The 17675-nt window shown below is 42.2% G+C and carries 12 protein-coding genes; 9 read left to right on the forward strand and 3 right to left on the reverse strand.

Features of this window, described 5'->3' with window-relative positions; genetic code table 11:
• Positions 1-3 precede the first annotated feature (3 nt).
• The 3 genes from BQ8005_RS06360 to BQ8005_RS06370 all read right to left on the reverse strand — a co-directional run bounded on the left by BQ8005_RS06360 (position 4) and on the right by BQ8005_RS06370 (position 6651).
• The gene (locus tag BQ8005_RS06360) at positions 4-1389 is read right to left on the reverse strand and encodes an alpha-L-fucosidase (RefSeq protein WP_394334095.1); all 1386 of its coding nucleotides are present in this window, start codon (positions 1387-1389) and stop codon (positions 4-6) included.
• Positions 1390-1493: 104 nt separating this feature from the next.
• Positions 1494-3431 (reverse strand): RagB/SusD family nutrient uptake outer membrane protein, encoded by a 1938-nt coding sequence (locus BQ8005_RS06365; protein WP_075319000.1) that lies wholly within the window; start codon positions 3429-3431, stop codon positions 1494-1496.
• 22 nt (positions 3432-3453) lie between these two features.
• The gene (locus tag BQ8005_RS06370; protein ID WP_075317474.1) at positions 3454-6651 is read right to left on the reverse strand and encodes a SusC/RagA family TonB-linked outer membrane protein; all 3198 of its coding nucleotides are present in this window, start codon (positions 6649-6651) and stop codon (positions 3454-3456) included.
• A 581-nt stretch (positions 6652-7232) separates the two neighbouring features.
• On the opposite strand from BQ8005_RS06370, the gene BQ8005_RS06375 reads away from it, so the two are divergent.
• The 9 genes from BQ8005_RS06375 (at position 7233) to BQ8005_RS06415 (ending at position 17652) form a co-directional block, all read left to right on the forward strand.
• Complete coding sequence (locus tag BQ8005_RS06375; RefSeq protein ID WP_159436219.1) at positions 7233-9029, forward strand: ligand-binding sensor domain-containing protein; 1797 nt, start codon at positions 7233-7235, stop codon at positions 9027-9029.
• Positions 9030-9339: 310 nt separating this feature from the next.
• Positions 9340-10848, forward strand: coding sequence for a helix-turn-helix domain-containing protein (locus BQ8005_RS06380; RefSeq protein WP_075317476.1), 1509 nt, complete (start codon positions 9340-9342; stop codon positions 10846-10848).
• 80 nt (positions 10849-10928) lie between these two features.
• Positions 10929-12134: a site-specific integrase gene (locus BQ8005_RS06385; RefSeq protein ID WP_075317477.1), complete on the forward strand. Its 1206-nt coding sequence runs from the start codon at positions 10929-10931 to the stop codon at positions 12132-12134.
• A 140-nt stretch (positions 12135-12274) separates the two neighbouring features.
• A complete protein-coding gene (locus BQ8005_RS06390; protein ID WP_075317478.1) occupies positions 12275-12967 on the forward strand; it encodes a hypothetical protein in 693 nt (230 codons plus the stop codon).
• An 11-nt stretch (positions 12968-12978) separates the two neighbouring features.
• On the forward strand, positions 12979-13359 hold the full coding sequence (locus tag BQ8005_RS06395; RefSeq protein ID WP_008781816.1) for a helix-turn-helix domain-containing protein: 381 nt from the start codon (positions 12979-12981) through the stop codon (positions 13357-13359).
• Between the two features lie 214 nt (positions 13360-13573).
• Entirely contained in the window at positions 13574-14299 is a 726-nt protein-coding gene (locus BQ8005_RS06400; protein WP_004309761.1) for a hypothetical protein, read from the forward strand.
• A 139-nt stretch (positions 14300-14438) separates the two neighbouring features.
• Positions 14439-15728, forward strand: a complete 1290-nt coding sequence (locus BQ8005_RS06405) for an IS1380-like element IS612 family transposase (RefSeq protein WP_005815306.1) — start codon at positions 14439-14441, stop codon at positions 15726-15728.
• Positions 15729-16070: 342 nt separating this feature from the next.
• Positions 16071-16406 carry a helix-turn-helix domain-containing protein gene (locus BQ8005_RS06410; RefSeq protein ID WP_004309760.1) on the forward strand — a complete coding sequence of 112 codons (336 nt, stop codon included), beginning with the start codon at positions 16071-16073 and terminating at the stop codon, positions 16404-16406.
• Between the two features lie 130 nt (positions 16407-16536).
• Entirely contained in the window at positions 16537-17652 is a 1116-nt protein-coding gene (locus BQ8005_RS06415; RefSeq protein WP_075317479.1) for an AAA family ATPase, read from the forward strand.
• The last annotated feature ends 23 nt before the right edge of the window (positions 17653-17675 follow it).

Consider the following 17675-nt stretch of genomic DNA (forward strand, 5'->3'; position numbering starts at 1 on the left):
CAGCTATTCCACATAATAAACACTGAAGTTTCGTATCTGCGGAGTGTCTGTGCATTGCTCCACAACTACACGGAAAGCTGTTGCCTCTACGGGGTCGAAGCGTTCGATGCGCTTGTGTCCCACCGAAGTTCCCTTGGCCACAGTGACCCACTTCCCGCCTGTGCGGGCTTCCACCCGATAGGCACGGATGCGTTCGCCCAGCGTGATATCTTCCTGCAGGATGTAATAGTTGGCTTTCTGTTTGCCTTTCAGGTCCATCGACAGTTTCTTCGCCTTGCCGGAGGTCTGGGCAAGCGGCGTACCGAAACGACGGGCAATCTCGTCACCCCATTCCTTCAGGCGCTTCACGTCACCCTCAGGTATCACTCCGTCCGGGTTGGGCGTCAGGCCTACAATCAGCGTAGCATTGCGTCCCACCGACTTCTCGTACATGTCCATCAGGTTCTCCAGCGGATAGACGGCCTTGTCGTCGTCGCCCGGTTCCCAGAACCATTCGTGGCGGCCGTTGTATCCGCGCAGAGGCGTGTCGGCCATAGCGGGCACCCAGTAGCGGCCGTCAGCATCGCCGTGGGCCAGCAGTTCGTTGTGGTTCCTCACTCCCTCGTTCGCATTGCTGTGACTGTAGGGATAAGGGAAGCTTGACCAGCAGGGATAGCCTACCGTACCGCTCTCCGACCCTCCCCAGCGGAAGTCCGCACGGTTCACGTTGTGATAGAACAGACATTCCGGCTGATATTTGGTCACGATGGGTTCCACATCGGGTCCCAGTCCCTTCGGGTCATCGGCACCACCGTCAAACCAGATCATGAACAGGTCACCGTAGCGGGTACAAAGTTCCGTCACCATCTTCTCGCACAGACGTTTGTACCAGGCTTGGCGGTTGCGTGCAAACTCACCGTCGCCCTCAGCCTTGAAGTTATGAATGCCAAACAAAGAGTTCCAGCGGATACCGATATAGATACCCGGCTGAATACCATACTTGCGGCAGGAATTTACAAAGTCGCGCACCACGTCGCCCTTGCCGTCACGCCATTTCACCGCTTTCAGGCAATAGGGATTCACGTCGCTCTGCCACAAGCCGAAGCCCGTTTCGTGCGTAGCGGTAAGTACGGCAAACTTCGCTCCGGCCGCCTTGGCCGCCTGTATCCACTGGTCCGTGTCGAGCTGCGTGGGGTTGAAGATATTATAATCCTCCACCGGATTGATGCGGTTGTTTCCCTGTCCATATATCTGGCCATCAAACACATGCAGGTCATAGTGGAATACAACACCCATCTCTGCCTTGTGCCACTTCAGCTGATGGGGGGCAGGCACAGGATGACTCTCCTGTGAACATACAGAAAGTGTACTAGTCAAACACAACAATCCGAATAAAAATCTTTTCATCATACTCTGTTCAATTTAATATCATAAAATAAAGAAAGTGTGCCAAAGATACAAAACCCACTTAACCTTTGGCACACTTGGTTCATAATAGCATTAAAAAAGATCTACTATTCCTGAATAGCAAAGCCACCCGGCTCAATGGGCCAACCCGGATTCTGGTAAACTACCGAAGTAGAAACATCGCCACCTTCTTCAGGAGTGGACATACGGAATACATCGTATGACAGCGGAGAAAGATAATTGGCAGTTTCAAAACAGTAGCCATTGTGTTTGTTTACCAGTTCATTCTTACCTTGCGGACGCAGATACTTGCTGACAGAAGCTTCATTGGGAGCCGTATAAGTCAGTTTGCAGACCGTACATGCATTCTCGAATTCAGTATGGAATTCATCCCAATAGTTCATGCCTTCCACCCAATAGTTTTGCATCATGTCCAACGCACGCCAACGATACAGGTCGTCCTTACGCATGCCGTCAGCAATGAACTCGCTACGACGTTCACGACGAATATTATAAAGTGTAGCATCTATTAGATTCGTGCCTGAATAACGAGCCAAATCAATTTCTTTTGTCAGGTCTGTGGCCGCAATAGTCTTTGTATAATCCTCGTCCACACCCGCACGACGGCGCAATTCCCGCCAATACTTATCGCACGTGTCGTCCAGATTGCCATGACGCAGGTAGTAGGCTTCAATATAGTTCAGATAGGCTTCCGCTGCACGGAAGATGGGCAATGCCAGCGGAGAACCCGTATTGAAAACAACGTCGTTGTCCTGCCAACCCTTGCGAGGGATATAACCGGTACTGGTTACATAAATACCGCCGCCGGCAGCCACCAGACCCGGATATTGGAAATAAACGTTACCCATAATCTTGTCACCGGGCTTGGCTACAGACGAAGTCAGACGATTGTCACGATCGGTCATGGCATCTGTGATACTCTTGTCGCCTGCGTAGCCACTACCCTGTGCATAAATGGGCAAGCCGTTATCCATCAGATAACTGTCCACCAAAGAGCGGGTAAAGCCAACTGTACCACCGTGCGAAAACACATAAGTCCCCTTTTCACTTTCTGCGGCAGCATAACCATGCGTAGCTCCCACTACTGGATTCTGCACCTTGGCCTCTGCACTGTACATACGCCACAACAGCACTTCGTTCCTTGCTCCCGAAAGATCATCCGAACTGAACAGGCTGGCGTAGTCCTCTACCAATGAAGAAGCGTCTCCCACTTCTTTGGCGGCGGCAATGGCCTGGTCCAGGAAGAAATTAATTTCGGTCTGTGCATCCGATGTCAACACCGCAGCGTCGCCTGGCCATCCCGGTCCAAAGGGAACACGGGGCGTATCCCCATGATACTTTTCCCACGTAGCTTCATAGAGAGCCACGCGCGACTTGAACAACAACGCCGACTCACGGTTCAGACGATGGTCCGTAAAGCTATTGCTTTTCGGGTACAGCCGTTCGAGGGCACGGTCCAGATCCTCCAGAATGAAACGGGCCACTTCGTTACGCGGCTTTCTACGGTTAGCCTCCACATTGGCCGTATAGTCGCCGTCGGTCAGCACCTCCGTCACGATGGGGAGGTCACCGTATGCCTTCATCATGTTGAAATAAATGGTAGCGCGGAAAAAATACATCTCACCGATATAATGCTTGACGTTATCCGTCTCATCCAGCGTTCCGTTCTCTATGTTCTCCGCCGTGCGCGTCAGGAACAGGTTGCACGAGCGTATGTCGGCAAAGCTGGCATAACTGCCGCTCGCCCCCACCTGGATGCGCTGGGGCAGGAAATTGTCATTCTGCCCTGTGCCTGACATGTCGTCGCTGTTGACGTCCGTATCGAAATAGCCGAAGTCATTCGTACCGGCTCCGTGATCGGGCAAGAGTCCGTACATGGTGTTGCAATAGGGTTCCAAATGGTTCTCGGCTGTAAAGAAGCCCTCGTCCACGTTATCCGAAATAGGCGCTTTATCCAAAAAGTCTGAACAGGCAGTACCCATCAATAAGGTTGCCGAAAATAAGAATATATATTTCAGTTTCATAATCATAGATACTTTATTAAAATTACAATGTTACGTTAATGCCACAAGAAAGTGTACGGCTCAAGGGATAAGTCATACCATTCTGATACAAGGCTTCGGGATCGAAGTTTTTGCTGATAGATGTACCTGTCCACAGATTGTCACCCGAGAAGAATACTCTGACGCGTTCCAATCCAGCCTTGTTGACCCAGGCCTTGGGCAATGTATAACCAATCTGCAGGTTCTTCAGACGGATATAGGCTGCATTTTGCAGATAACGGGTCTGAGTATAGTGGTTTTGGTTATTCGAACGGATAGGACGCGGGAAGTAAGCATTCGTATTAGCGCCCAACGGGTCACCTTCCGGACGGAAGAAATCCCAATGTTCTACATAACCGGTAGAACTCCATTCGTCACCGTTGATACCCCAGAAAATCATACCGTCCAACCAATAATCTCTCTTGGCCACACCTTGAAAGAAGAGGCTAAGGTCAAATCCCTTGAACTCTGCACCCAGGTTCAGGCCGAAGCGGAAACGCGGAGTACTGTTACCAATAACCTTCAAATCTTTGGGATCGTCCACAGAAGTACCCGACAGGATTTCACCGTCGCCGTCCAAATCGGCATACATGATATCACCGGCTTTCCAGCCTGCACTACCACCACCAATCTTACTTTGATCCACTTCTGCAAGATGGGCTGCCATTTCTTCATCGGTCTTGGCCATGCCTTTTGTCACATATCCCCATATTTCACCCAGTTCCTTACCAACCCAATAAGAACCGGAGAAACTCTTGCTGGCATTGGGATATTCAGTAACATGTGTACGTGAGTCGGAAAGGTTGAACGCTACGTTATAGTTGAACTCACCGATACGGTCCTGCCAGTTCAGCCGAAGTTCCCAACCCTTGGTACGCAAAGCGGTATTGTTGCGGCTCGGTGCCGACGCACCAACAATCGGAGAAATTTCCTGTGCCGGTCCTACCATATCCTTGGTATCACGGATGAAGTAGTTGAAGTAACCGCTCAATCGGTTATTGAAGGCTCCAAAGTCAACACCATAGTTATAGCTGTACACGCGTTCCCATGTCAACAATGAGCTGACCAAACCCGGGGCACTTGCGATATTCGATTTACCGTCAGTGGTAATCAGCCAGCGACCGCCTTGGTCCGGCGTACCCACCGTAATGTTCTGGATGGCATACGTAGGATAATAAGAATTGGTATTCTGATTGCCGAGACTGCCGTAGGAAAAGCGTGGTTTCAGAGTATTCACCCAGTTGGTCAATGGTTCCCAAAAAGCTTCACGAGCAATATTCCAACCTACTGAAACAGAAGGGAAAGTAGCCCAGCGCTGGTCGGCACGGAAACGGGACGAACCGTCGCGACGGATGTTGAACTCGAACAGATAGCGTCCGTCAAAATCGTAATTCAGACGGCCGAAGTAACCCAATGACGACCATTCGCCACGGTAACCGCCATTACTCTGTGTTCCTGTAGAAGTATTGATGTCGGGCTTGTTATCATTCATCACATCCGCACGCTTGGCCCATACATTATTATAGCGATAACTTTCGCTATTCATACCCACCATTACCTTCAGATTATGTTTTTCCAAAAAATTAAGGCTATAGTCAGCGTAAGCCGATGAAGTAATCATTGTTTCGCGCTGCTGTTCGCTATAAGCCCAAGTCTTACCGGCTGCCAAGTCGGGATCACCGCCCAGCCACTGTTCGGGTACGGGCTGGTTGTCTCTGTTGTACAAATACACTTTAGCCACGTTGTAGATGTGCTCGTAACTGCCCGTGCGCAAAGCCAGGTCACCATGAATGGTCAGACCTTTCACCGGAGTCAAAATCAAGCTACCTTGTGTAAAGTAAGTGTCATCCTGTGTATTGGAACGGCCACCTGATGTCAGCTGCATCAGTTTCGGGTTACGGGTATAGTGTCCGTTGTTGTCGTAGAGCGGCATGTTGGGATGCAGTTTGGTCGTCTCGGCAAAGAAACGGTCGCCATACAGTTTCAGGAAGGTAGGCATGCCGATGTCTTCACGGATGAAACGGCTGTTGAATTCCAGACGCATCCACTTCGTAATTTCGGCACTGATACGGGCGCTGGCATTGTAACGTTTCTTGTTATCATCTGCATAGTTCATCTGACCGTCCTGGTCGAGGAAAGCACCCGATACATAATATTGCACTTTCTCGTTACCGCCCGACAGGCTCAGATTATGTTCCTGTCCGAAAGCAGTCTTGTCAATAAAGTTACGCGGCCAATTCTGGTTGTCATTCGATCTTTGATTGAACACGAAACAATCGGAAGCCTGGCTCAACGAGGGGTCGGCTGTTGTTGTAATTTCACCGCGCATATATTGTTGGATACGGTCAATCGTTGCGTCATCAAAGAAATGGGCAGCACCTGTCCCCGAATTGTCCATACCACGATTGAAATACTGGGCAAAGGTGTAAGCGTCCATCATGTCGGGGATGTTGGTCGGACGCGACCAGCGCAGGTTGTTAGAATACGAGATACTGGTCTTGCCCTGCTTACCCTTCTTGGTTGTAACCAAAATCACACCAAACGGAGCACGCGAACCGTAGATAGCAGCCGAAGCGGCATCCATCAATACAGAAATGTTGTCAATATCCTGCGGATTCAATTGGTTGATATCACCAGCAACACCGTCAATTAAGACAAGAGGTGAAGCACTAGAACCTGTACCCAAGTTACCTGTACCACGAATGTTAAAAGAAGGATTAGCATCCAGTTTACCACCAGCATCGGGCATACTGATATTAAGACCCGGTACTACACCCTGTAAAGCCTGTCCGACAGAAGTAACAGGGCGGGATTCCAGTTTCTTGTTATCCACTGAAGCAACAGCACCAGTTAGATTCACTTTTTTCTGCGTACCGAAACCTACCACCACCACTTCGTCAAGCATCTGATTGTCTTCTTCCAACGTTACGGAATAAGATTTTTGCGAAGCATTGACCTTTACTTCTACATCTTTATAACCAATGTAAGAAACTGACAAAGTTCCGTCAGACGGAACATCTTTAAGATTGAATACACCGTCCAAATCTGTAATTACACCGTTGGACGTACCTTTGACAAGCACGCTGGCACCAATAATCGGTTCACCCTGTTTGTCTGTGACTTTACCAGTAATGCTGAGATGCTGGGCATACATGAATATACTGCTCCAAAGCATCAAAAAGAAAATAAGGCTTTTTTTCATGTTTTTCCTTTTTAGGGTTAGACAATGAGGTTTTTTTGATGTTGCAAACATAATGTTTCCATATCAAAACGAATATACATGAATATTTCATTCAACATACACGTTTAATACAAGCTGCTGTTTTTCCGCATTTTCTACAAAATTCCAAGCCACAAAAGGAAATCGGGAGAGAAGCAAGATAGCCTTAGCAATGCAAATGCCAAACAATACTGAGAAGGGGGATGACACAGTGCTGCATGACGATGCGACACAGTGCTTTGTTGGGGTGTAACACAGCACTGTGTGAGGTACTGACACAGTGCTGCGTCAGAGGGTCAGGAAGCACTGCGTCATCCCTTGTTTCTACAGACAATGGTCCAACAAAAAACAAATACGTTCCAAACAAGGCTATTAAAGAAACATAGCCCAATATTTTTTCTCATTCCATTTCGATAAATAACATATTTTTCATTTCTTTGTGCTACGATAATTCTATACCAGACATGAACCTTAAAGTCTTTTATATAGCAACTATTTGCCTAAGTTTGTTTACGCAGTTGCCCTGCCAAGCTTTTTTTGAAAAAGATCTTCATCTGCTAACTATGAAAAACGGCCTGGCCGACAACACAATCCACTCCATTTGTAAAGATCGTAACGGATTTATCTGGCTAAGTACGCGCGACGCCCTAAACCGTTACGACGGAAAACAAGTGAAATCTTTCCCTTTCGACAGTACCAGTACCAATATCTCGGTTTTGAAAGAAATAGCTGATGGACTCCTATGCTTCGAAAGTAGAGGTATTCTCTATGGATTCGATTTGCGGAACGAACGTTTTCTCCCTATACAAACAGAAGACGGAAAACCTTTCAGAGCCATTGCTACCGAATCAATAAACGACTCTACCCTGTGGATACTGAACAACGAAGAACTAATATTGGCCCGAAAGACAAACCAGCCACAAGACAAAGCTGTTGTTCTACACATACTGAAACGATATTCGCAATGGAATGAAAAAGGGCATATACTAGCCAAAATGTCACTGACGCCAGACAAACGCCACATCTGTGTAGCAGACACACAAGGGAAAGTAATGATTGCCGAAACAGACCGAATGGAAAACTGCAAAACAATAGATTTAGGATTCGGCTACCCTATACAAATCAACCACATTTTGTACGATGAAGACGACAACATCTGGCTTTCGACTCTCACGTATGGCATCATACGCTACAATGTAAAGACCGGCCAAACCAGCCGCATGACTTACCACAACAAATATACAGCTAACCAGCTATCACATACCGATGCATTCAGCGTGATACGCTTGGAAAAGAATCGTTATTTAGCTGCCACATGGAACGGATACACACTCATCAATCTGAATAAAAAGAATCCAGACGAGATGACCGGACAGGTTTTCAACAACACCACCTCTTATATATTTCGCGACATCGAGACACGAATGATCACAGCCTACTACGACCCTCAAGGTATCCTATGGATAGGGACAGATGGTGGTGGAGCCATCTGGTCAGACCTACGAGAGCAGTTTTACAAACGTTATTATCAAGACAGACATAATGAAATCTGTTCCATCGTAGGAAATGACGAAGGTTACGTATGGCTCACAACCTTCCATCGAAGCATCCTTCGCAGCCGTACCCCCTACCATGCTGATGAAGAATTGGACTTCATACCGATAGGAACCCCTGAAACTCAAAAACGAAACACCGTACTGAGTAGTACCAAAGACAAAGAAGGAAACCTATGGTTTGGCAATGCAGACGGCACATTAACCCGATATGATACACGAAAGAAAACTTTTCAAATCATAGAATTGGCTGACAGTTCAAATTTGCCAAACCAAGCCTCTGTCTGGAGCCTACTGACCGACAGCAATGGGCAAATATGGATTGGAACGCAAAGTGGCTTATTTGTGATCGATCCTATTTCTATTTCAAGCAGAAAAATTACTTTCATTAATAATAAAGGTGAAAAGATTCCTCCTCTCTACATTCGTGCACTAGCTGAGACTCTCGATCATAGTCTATGGTTAGGCACTACTTCCGGACTCTACCGATACAAAGGAGAAGGAAACATTCTTGACGCCGGATATGAAAGCAAAACCGACATGACAGACTATTCAATCCGTTCATTACTGGCTGCCCAAGATAGCATGCTGTACATTGGCTATATGAATAGATTTGCAGTCCTGTCACCATATGAAAATCGCATTATACAAACTTTCACTACTCAAGACGGTCTTTGTAACGACTTCGTGGGTTGTATTACCGAAGACGGGAATGGAAATATTTGGATAGGCTCCAACTCGGGCATCTCACGATATAATAGCCACCAACGATTGTTTCATAACTATTATGCATCGGTAAGTAGCTGATTATCAACAATATTACAATACATTAGTAACTGTCTGAAAGCCACCGTTTTGGTGGCTTTTTTCATTTTAACACTTTCCATTTGAAACTTGTTACAACCAGTTTTTAAGGGTAAATTTGGCTCAAATATCGTTCCTATCCCTAAATTTTGCGACCAAATGGCAATCGGAAAATGACATATATGGCACCTTATGCAAAAACTGCAAAAGTGATAAATGTGCGCCCGTTGACATGTTGGACACCTCGTGAAAATTCCTGCAAATACCTGAAAATTGCTGCAAAGGAAATGGACGATTTTAACATGCCAAAAAGATGAAGATATTAAAGAAATGTTTAACATGTGGAGCAGAGTTTATTGCATCCAAGATGTCAAATAAATACTGCTGTAGAGAGTGCGAACGTGACGCATCTCGCAAACGTGAAGCAAAACGTAAAAAAAGTGTCCGGGAAAGTGAAAAAGAAGCAGCTCTTGATAAAGAAAGAGACGCAGTTGCTTCACGACCATTTTTGACACCCTCAGATGTTGCCTTATTACTTGATATGAGTGTTAGCACTGTTTATAGATGTTTCTATTCCGGAATCATCAAGGCAGTGAGAATACGTAGAAAAACACTTGTCCGTCGTGAGGATCTTGACAAATACTTTGAGGATGCAGGACCTTATAGAAAAAGAAGTTACAAGCGTAAGCAAGAACAAGAATACTATACCCTACAAGAGATTATGGATAAGTATAAAATTGGACGTAAAGCTGTATGGGGGCGTTGTGACAGATTAGGCATCCCTAAAGTTTACGAAGGGCGTAATACTTTCTACAGTAAAAAGCTTATTGATGCAAACTTCTCAGAGCTTCTTGATGCTATTGACATTGACAACTATTACACATTAAATCAAATCATGGAAATGTACAATATGACTCAGGGTGCGGCACTTTGTTTTGTAAAATACCATGCGGTTCCCAGGGTAAAGAGAAATGGCAGGTCTTATTATTCTAAGGTTCATATAGATTGTATAAAACACAAGACCGATGAAATTGATCCTGACTGGTACTCTTATGAAGAAGCTATGCAAAAGTATGGCATAACTAAAGATCAGGTAAGTTATACTCTAAAGACCTATAGCATTAAGACTGAAAAGCGTGGAAAATTCACCATGATTTATCGGACGGATTTTGATAATATCATGCATCAACGTCTTCAAAATTCAACTCCACTAATAAAGTCAAATGGTGAAGAAAAGGTTGTTTTCACGGCAAAGCAACAGGAAAAAATCTGTCCAGCAACTCCTGAAGGATACTATTCTACTGATGAGGTAGCAGAGATGTTTAAAATATCAATAAAGCATGCTGGAGTTATAACAAGAGAGAACAACATACCTAAGATAGCACTGAAAGGATTTAATTTCTATGAGAAGGGATCCATTGACCTGTTATACAACAAAAAGAATAAGTATGCAGAAATCACAGACTGGATAACGCCAGAGGAAATGCGTACAACATTTAAAATGACAGCAGATGGTGTACGCTCTTTTATTCATAGACATAAGATTCCAGCAAAGGTTGAGTATGGTAGTACCTATTATTCCAAACAACACATAGAGGAAATAAAGAATGGATATTTTGTTGGTAGAGACAGGTATTATTCCGTAGAAGAAGCTACAAAGAAATATAATCTTACAAATTCACTTGTCTTCTATTACGTCAATCACTATAAGCTCACCAGAGTAAAGAAGCAGAAATTCATCTTTTTTAGAAAAGAAGAATTTGACCGGTTAATGGAAAAACGGTTCTCAGAAGATGATTTTATAGCAAATATTGATATATAGTGATATTTACTTTCAATTTACCGATGTCAGCAATATATCATTCGAGAATTTTGAGACATAAAACTATAAAAACAAATAATATGCAGTATTGTAAATCAGTAACTCTCCGTATGCGAGATAGACGAAATGGTACTAAATCATTATTTCTGGACTTTTGGCCAGGCTATAGAAATCCTGAAACAATGGAACTGATTCGTCGTCGTTCGCTTGGCATGTATATATATGCCAACCCCATTTCTACACAACAGAAAAAGTATAATGAAGCTATTCTGGCAAAAGCTGAAGCTATTCGGTGTAAGGTATTCATAGAGGTAATTAATGAGAAATATGACTTCTTTAACCAGGACCGTCTAAAGGAGGACTTTCTTGCATACTTCAAGAATATTGTCAACAGAAACTTTGCGAAGTGTGATGCAGCCTATAAACATTTCTGCAGGTTCTGCCACAACAAATGTACATTTGAAATGCTTGATACCGTATTCTGTAACAAGTATAAAGAATATCTCTTAGACACGAAAGTATCAGCAAGAGGCAAAGTCATGGTTAACAAGCCTATATCACGAAATACAGCTTCAGCATATTGGAATATCTTCAAACAAGTTATAACTAAAGCCTATAGGGAAAGAAGACTTGTAGATAACATAGCATCTCTTTTGGATAATATTCCTTGCACAATACCTGTCAAGCAAAGCCTTTCACTGGAGGAAGTCAGAAAACTATATAACTCGGAATGTTCAGTTCCAGTGGTGAGAAAAGCAGCCATATTCTCCTGTTTGAGTGGATTACGTATAAGTGATATACTCAATTTAAAATGGGAAAATATCCAAACATATGCAGATGGCGGACATTATCTTGATTTTAAATGTGTAAAGACTCAGCGTCAGACACAGGTTCCAATCGGTGATGATGCTTATGAACTAATTCAGCCACAAACAACAGATAAATATATTTTTTCAGGATTTAATCGTACTATGACATATAGAGTCATGCAAGATTGGATTAAGGAATGTGGAATAAATAAACATATTACCTTTCACTGTTTCAGGCATACTTACGCATCCTTACAGCTTGAACTTGGAACTGATATTTACACAGTACAACATCTCCTTAACCACAAGAATGTAAGTACCACTCAAATCTATGCTTCACATGCTGATCCGAAAACACGAGAAGCAGCTGATAGAATTAGGTTAACAAATGTAAAAATGGAAATGCAAGAAAATGAAAACATAAAAGTTAATGAAGAAACCAAGAGAAAGAAAGAGAAAGGTAAATCAAAAAAGTGACAATAAATAGCAGCGTAAATCATTGAAACACTGAAATATAAATAATGTTTTCTGGAGATATTTTATTAGTAACAACTAGTATCAATTAGTAAGTTTATCTATAAATTTGCAATAAAGTAATACGATAAATACCAATTGCAATGACAAAAAAGATAAGAGAGATTTTACTGATACTTCTCATTTCAAACATTATTACCATTATTCTGTTTGTGACCGCTCCATATATTATCAGGGTGGTCACAAGCACTAATGCAACAGAAAATAATAACCTAATGTTATCCCCATTGCCGATTTTGTTATACCTCATTTTATTATCTTTATTAGTTTGTATAATAACTGTCCTGTACAGGTTACATACTGAGAAGCGCATAATCATTAATAATAGCATCACTTCCCTACAACCTGCTACTTCAGAAAAGAATAAAGCAGAGATTATGCGTGAGATTTATAAAAATAAACAGGACCATTTGGAGGTTAACAGATATGAGGCAATCAAGGAGTATACATATACTGTTTTTTCACCATACATGACAGATGATTGTCTGGAAACCCTATGCCAGAACATTAAACTTTACGAGATTCCAGAATCGTGTATCAATTCTGTATTAACAAATGGTCAGTTAAACACACTCGACATCAGACATTATGCCTGGAATATAGGAGAACGGCTTGGTTGGAGTGGACAAACCAGAGCTACCTTCATCAAGCTCTGTTTTCCTAAAGAACTTAATGACGTTGAAATTGAAAGCATCAGGCGTACACTCAGACAAAAAGGGAAATGTAAAATAGAAATTGACATTCCTGATAAAGATAGTTACGAGTTTCATTATTAAAAGAATTATATATGCAAGAATACGTAGAAGATAATCCGATAACCTTTAATGACATACCAAGAGTTATGTCAGATATACTTAAAAAATGTGATCTACTTGAACAGTCCATAGAAATACTTCATGAAGAGATTCGTCAATCTAATCAAAAGTCTCCATCTGAACACATTCCAATGGATGTAAAAGAAGCCTGTGAATTTCTCAAAATAAAAAAATCGACAATGTACTGTTATATACAGAACGGACAAATTCCAGTCAACAAGAAAGGTAAGAAATACACATTTTTCAGGGATGATCTCATCAAATGGGTTGAGTCTGGTTGTAAAACTGAAAAGCCAATCAGTACAGCAGAAATCAATCAAATACTCAGCAAAAGATCAAGTCGAAGGAAATAGTAGAGAAATGCGAATTCATAAATAGCCCGCATTAAGGATTATCTAATGTAGGCTATTTTTTTTGCATATATCACTTAAAAGCACTTAGCAAAGTGATCAGTGATAATTACAATATAGTATATAAACAAATGATCATAGAAATAGAATTAAATATTTATACACAAAAAAAATTAATTTATGAGTAAAAAGAATCAACACTCTTTGCTCTCTCTTTTTGTATTTACAATGTAACAATCATTTCACAAACCAAGAGATTGAGCTGTCCAAAGATGAGCTTTGGGACTTATTTAAAGTCAGTTACAAGCATTATCAAACTGAAGTAATTAATGATAGAAAAATTTACAATCGCTATGTAAATGACTTAATCAGTTATCATCTTCCTGTTTTCACATCTGATGAGGAAGCAATACGAAAACATTTCCAAAATCTTTTCTGTGTTTATGAATTACTGACCGACAGAAAAGATCTTGTTGAGAAGTACTTCACTAAATCTACATTCGAAAAGACAGACTTCTCTAAAATGCTTAATGAGTTTAACCATGTGGAAGTTATATTAAAGGACTCCAATGGACTTGCATCCTTTAACAGAAAGCAAATTAAACTTATCACAGATTTTGCCAATAGAAAGAATTTCTTCACTACCCCTGTTGACGAGAATACTATTGAAAAGTTCTTTAACTGTACATTAAAAAAGACTCTTATAGCCACAAACTTGCGCTATATACTTCAGCTGTTATATTCTCTTTCCCAACAAAAAATGATTCCATATAATTGGGTATCACTTGTAGTAAGAAATAAAATGTTAGCCCCACAGAAAAGTATGATACCATCAACTCGTGGAGCAATCAGTTCACGTCTTACAGAACTAAAGAATACTACTGCTACATTTCCTGAAGAAGAATATGTGAATATAGTAAAACAACTGAAAGAAATGTATTGAACCTTAATTCCGCAACACTATTATAAATATAACTTTTTAAGTACCTGAGCAACAAAAAGTTGCCCAGGATTTTGCCGTGTCAGATTTTTCACTTATCTTAGTGTTGCAATTAGAAAACAAGCGAAAATCGTAACAAGGCATGGCAAAGGTACAAATAAAATCTGAGAAACTCACACCTTTTGGAGGAATTTTTTCAATCATGGAGAAATTTGACTCCATGCTTTCACCCGTTATCGACTCAACACTGGGTCAGAGATGCCGCAGTATCATCGGATATCAGTTCAGCGAGATAGTCCGTTCGCTGATGAGCGTTTATTTCTGTGGCGGCTCATGCGTGGAAGACGTAACGTCACAACTGATGCGCCATCTCTCGTATCATCCTACCCTTCGTACATGCAGCTCTGATACCATCCTCAGAGCCATCAAGGAACTGACACAGGAAAACATCTCCTATACTTCCGACCAAGGCAAGACCTATGATTTCAATACTGCAGACAAACTCAACACATTGCTTATAAACGCTTTGGTTTCTACAGGCGAGTTGAAGGAAATTGAGGAATACGATGTTGACTTTGACCATCAGTTTCTTGAAACGGAGAAGTATGATGCAAAACCGACCTACAAAAAGTTCCTCGGCTACAGGCCTGGCGTATATGTTATCGGTGACAAGATAGTCTATATCGAGAACAGCGATGGCAACACGAATGTGCGTTTTCATCAGGCAGACACCCATAAGAGATTCTTCGCTCTTCTGGAATCCCAGAACATCCGTGTAAATCGCTTCAGGGCAGACTGCGGTTCCTGCTCGAAGGAAATCGTCAGTGAGATAGAGAAGCATTGCAAACATTTCTACATCCGTGCCAACCGATGCAGTTCGCTCTACAATGACATCTTTGCTCTGAGAGGATGGAAGACGGAGGAGATTAACGGCATCCAGTTCGAACTCAATTCCATTCTCGTTGAGAAATGGGAAGGCAAGTGCTATCGTCTTGTCATCCAGAGACAAAGACGCAACAGTGGCGACCTTGACCTATGGGAAGGCGAATACACTTACCGTTGTATTCTGACCAACGATTACAAGTCATCGACAAGGGACATTGTTGAATTCTACAATCTGCGTGGCGGCAAGGAACGTATCTTTGACGACATGAACAACGGATTCGGTTGGAGCAGGCTCCCCAAGTCATTCATGGCGGAGAATACTGTCTTTCTTCTGCTTACTGCATTGATACACAATTTCTACAAGACCATCATGAGCAGGCTTGACACCAAGGCTTTTGGGCTCAAGAAAACGAGTCGCATAAAGGCTTTTGTCTTCAGATTCATCTCCGTACCTGCCAAGTGGATCATGACTGCAAGGCAATACGTGCTGAATATCTACACAGAGAACCGCGCTTATGCAAAACCCTTCAAAACAGAATTCGGATAAGAATCCTTTCTTTCCGGTTAGAATCTGCGTATTTCCTCAAGTCGCATCGTGGGGTAAGGGGATGTTGGCTACATATTGATGTTGTGCTGTTGCTTTTTACTGAAAGCTACTACTAACGACTCATAAATCTACCCTTAATCGTGTATTGGATGATAGTTGCGGATTTTAGGTTGAAGTGAAACAATGTAAAGCAATTGAAAGAAAAATCCCTGACACTCTCCCTGACATTTTAAACTGACAGGAGACATTCAAATTGCGAAAATAACAATAGGAGTATATTTAGCCCAGAATCGATTCAGCTTTTGGGGTACTCCCTATTGTATAACATTAAATCATTAGAAAATGGGAACCAGTAACATTGAAATCAGCATCTTAAAAAAGAGATTAGAACTTTTGGAAATGAAAATTGGAGAACTTAATAGTATTAATCCAGAAATACTCAATGAACGTCTTGCTAAGATTGAGGAAAGATTATATGTGGTTAAAGAAATGTTGACCACTGAAGAAGCTTCAAAGTATTTGGGAATATCACAATCCCAGATATATAAACTCACTATGAATATGCAGATTCCACATTTTAAGCCCAAAGGGAAAACCATCTATTTCAATAGACAAGAACTCCTGAGATGGATGCGTAAGAATCATGTAGTGCCAGCAAAACAAAAAAATGATAAATAGAATATTACAATGAAAAGGAAGAAACATAATAAAACGGAGGTTTATACAGATGCTCAACTGACTGCTTTACTAAAAAAGTCAGAAGTTGTCATAAGTTCCTCAAAAAATGATAATAAAAAAGAACTATGTCATGATAAGAAGGAAAAACAGTAATGATAAGGAATGTTCAGTTGAAAGCTCTCTTGAAGTCGGAATGCTCAGCAAGAGTACATTCAACGACCAGGAACTTGACAACTACCTGAGACAAGGAGAAATAAAGGCATGTGAAAAGCCTCCTGTTCCACCACAGATTTTATGGGTTGGAGATTGTACCATAGCAACCTTTGGTAATTTCAGTGCATCTACCGGTAAAGCAAAAAGCAAGAAAACCTTTAATATAACAGCAATGGTTGCAGCAGCTGTAAATAATTCTACAGTACTCAAATACAGGGCCAGTCTTCCTGACGGGAAACGCAAAATTCTTTATTTCGATACAGAACAAAGCAGGTTTCATTGCCACAATGTGATAGAACGCATCTACCGTCTTGCTGGATTAAGCCTGACAAAGGAAGATAAGCGCATCAAGTTCTATGGGTTAAGGGAGTTCACTCCTACTCTACGTATTGCCCTCATAGATTATGCCCTCAGGACATTTGAGGATGTAGGACTGGTCATTATAGACGGCTTGCGAGATCTTATGTATGACATCAACAATGCCAAGGAATCAACAGATGTAATGACTATGCTCATGGCTTGGACAAGTAAGTACAATCTTCACATCCACTGCGTGCTACACCTTAACAAGAATGACAATAACACCAGAGGTCATATTGGTACCGAACTTGAAAACAAGGCTGAAACAGTTCTGATAATCAGCAAAAACAAACAGGATTCCAACATCAGTGAAGTCAGGCCTATGCACATGCGAGACAAGGAGTTTTCTTCATGGGCATTTCACATTGACGACAACTCTCTTCCCGTCTTAGATGATGGTTACCATATTACAGTAGTCAAGCCCAAAGATAAGCCCTTGACATCTTTGCCGGATGACTTACATGCCAAGGTACTTCGCACTGTTTTTGATGGTGATAGTCCGCAGAGGTATCTTGAACTGGTAAAAGCAATCAGTCAAGCTTACGCACAAGAAGGCTACAAGCGTGGAGACAATGCAGTTAAGGATATGCTCAAAATCTTCTGTGAGCGTAAACTGATTACCAAGGACAAAGAAGGTTATCATTATCATCCTGCACTCCTGCCGCTAAAGTAAGTTTATAAGTTTAAGTTTAACAG

The organism is Bacteroides togonis, assembly GCF_900130135.1.
Lineage (GTDB): Bacteria > Bacteroidota > Bacteroidia > Bacteroidales > Bacteroidaceae > Bacteroides > Bacteroides pullorum.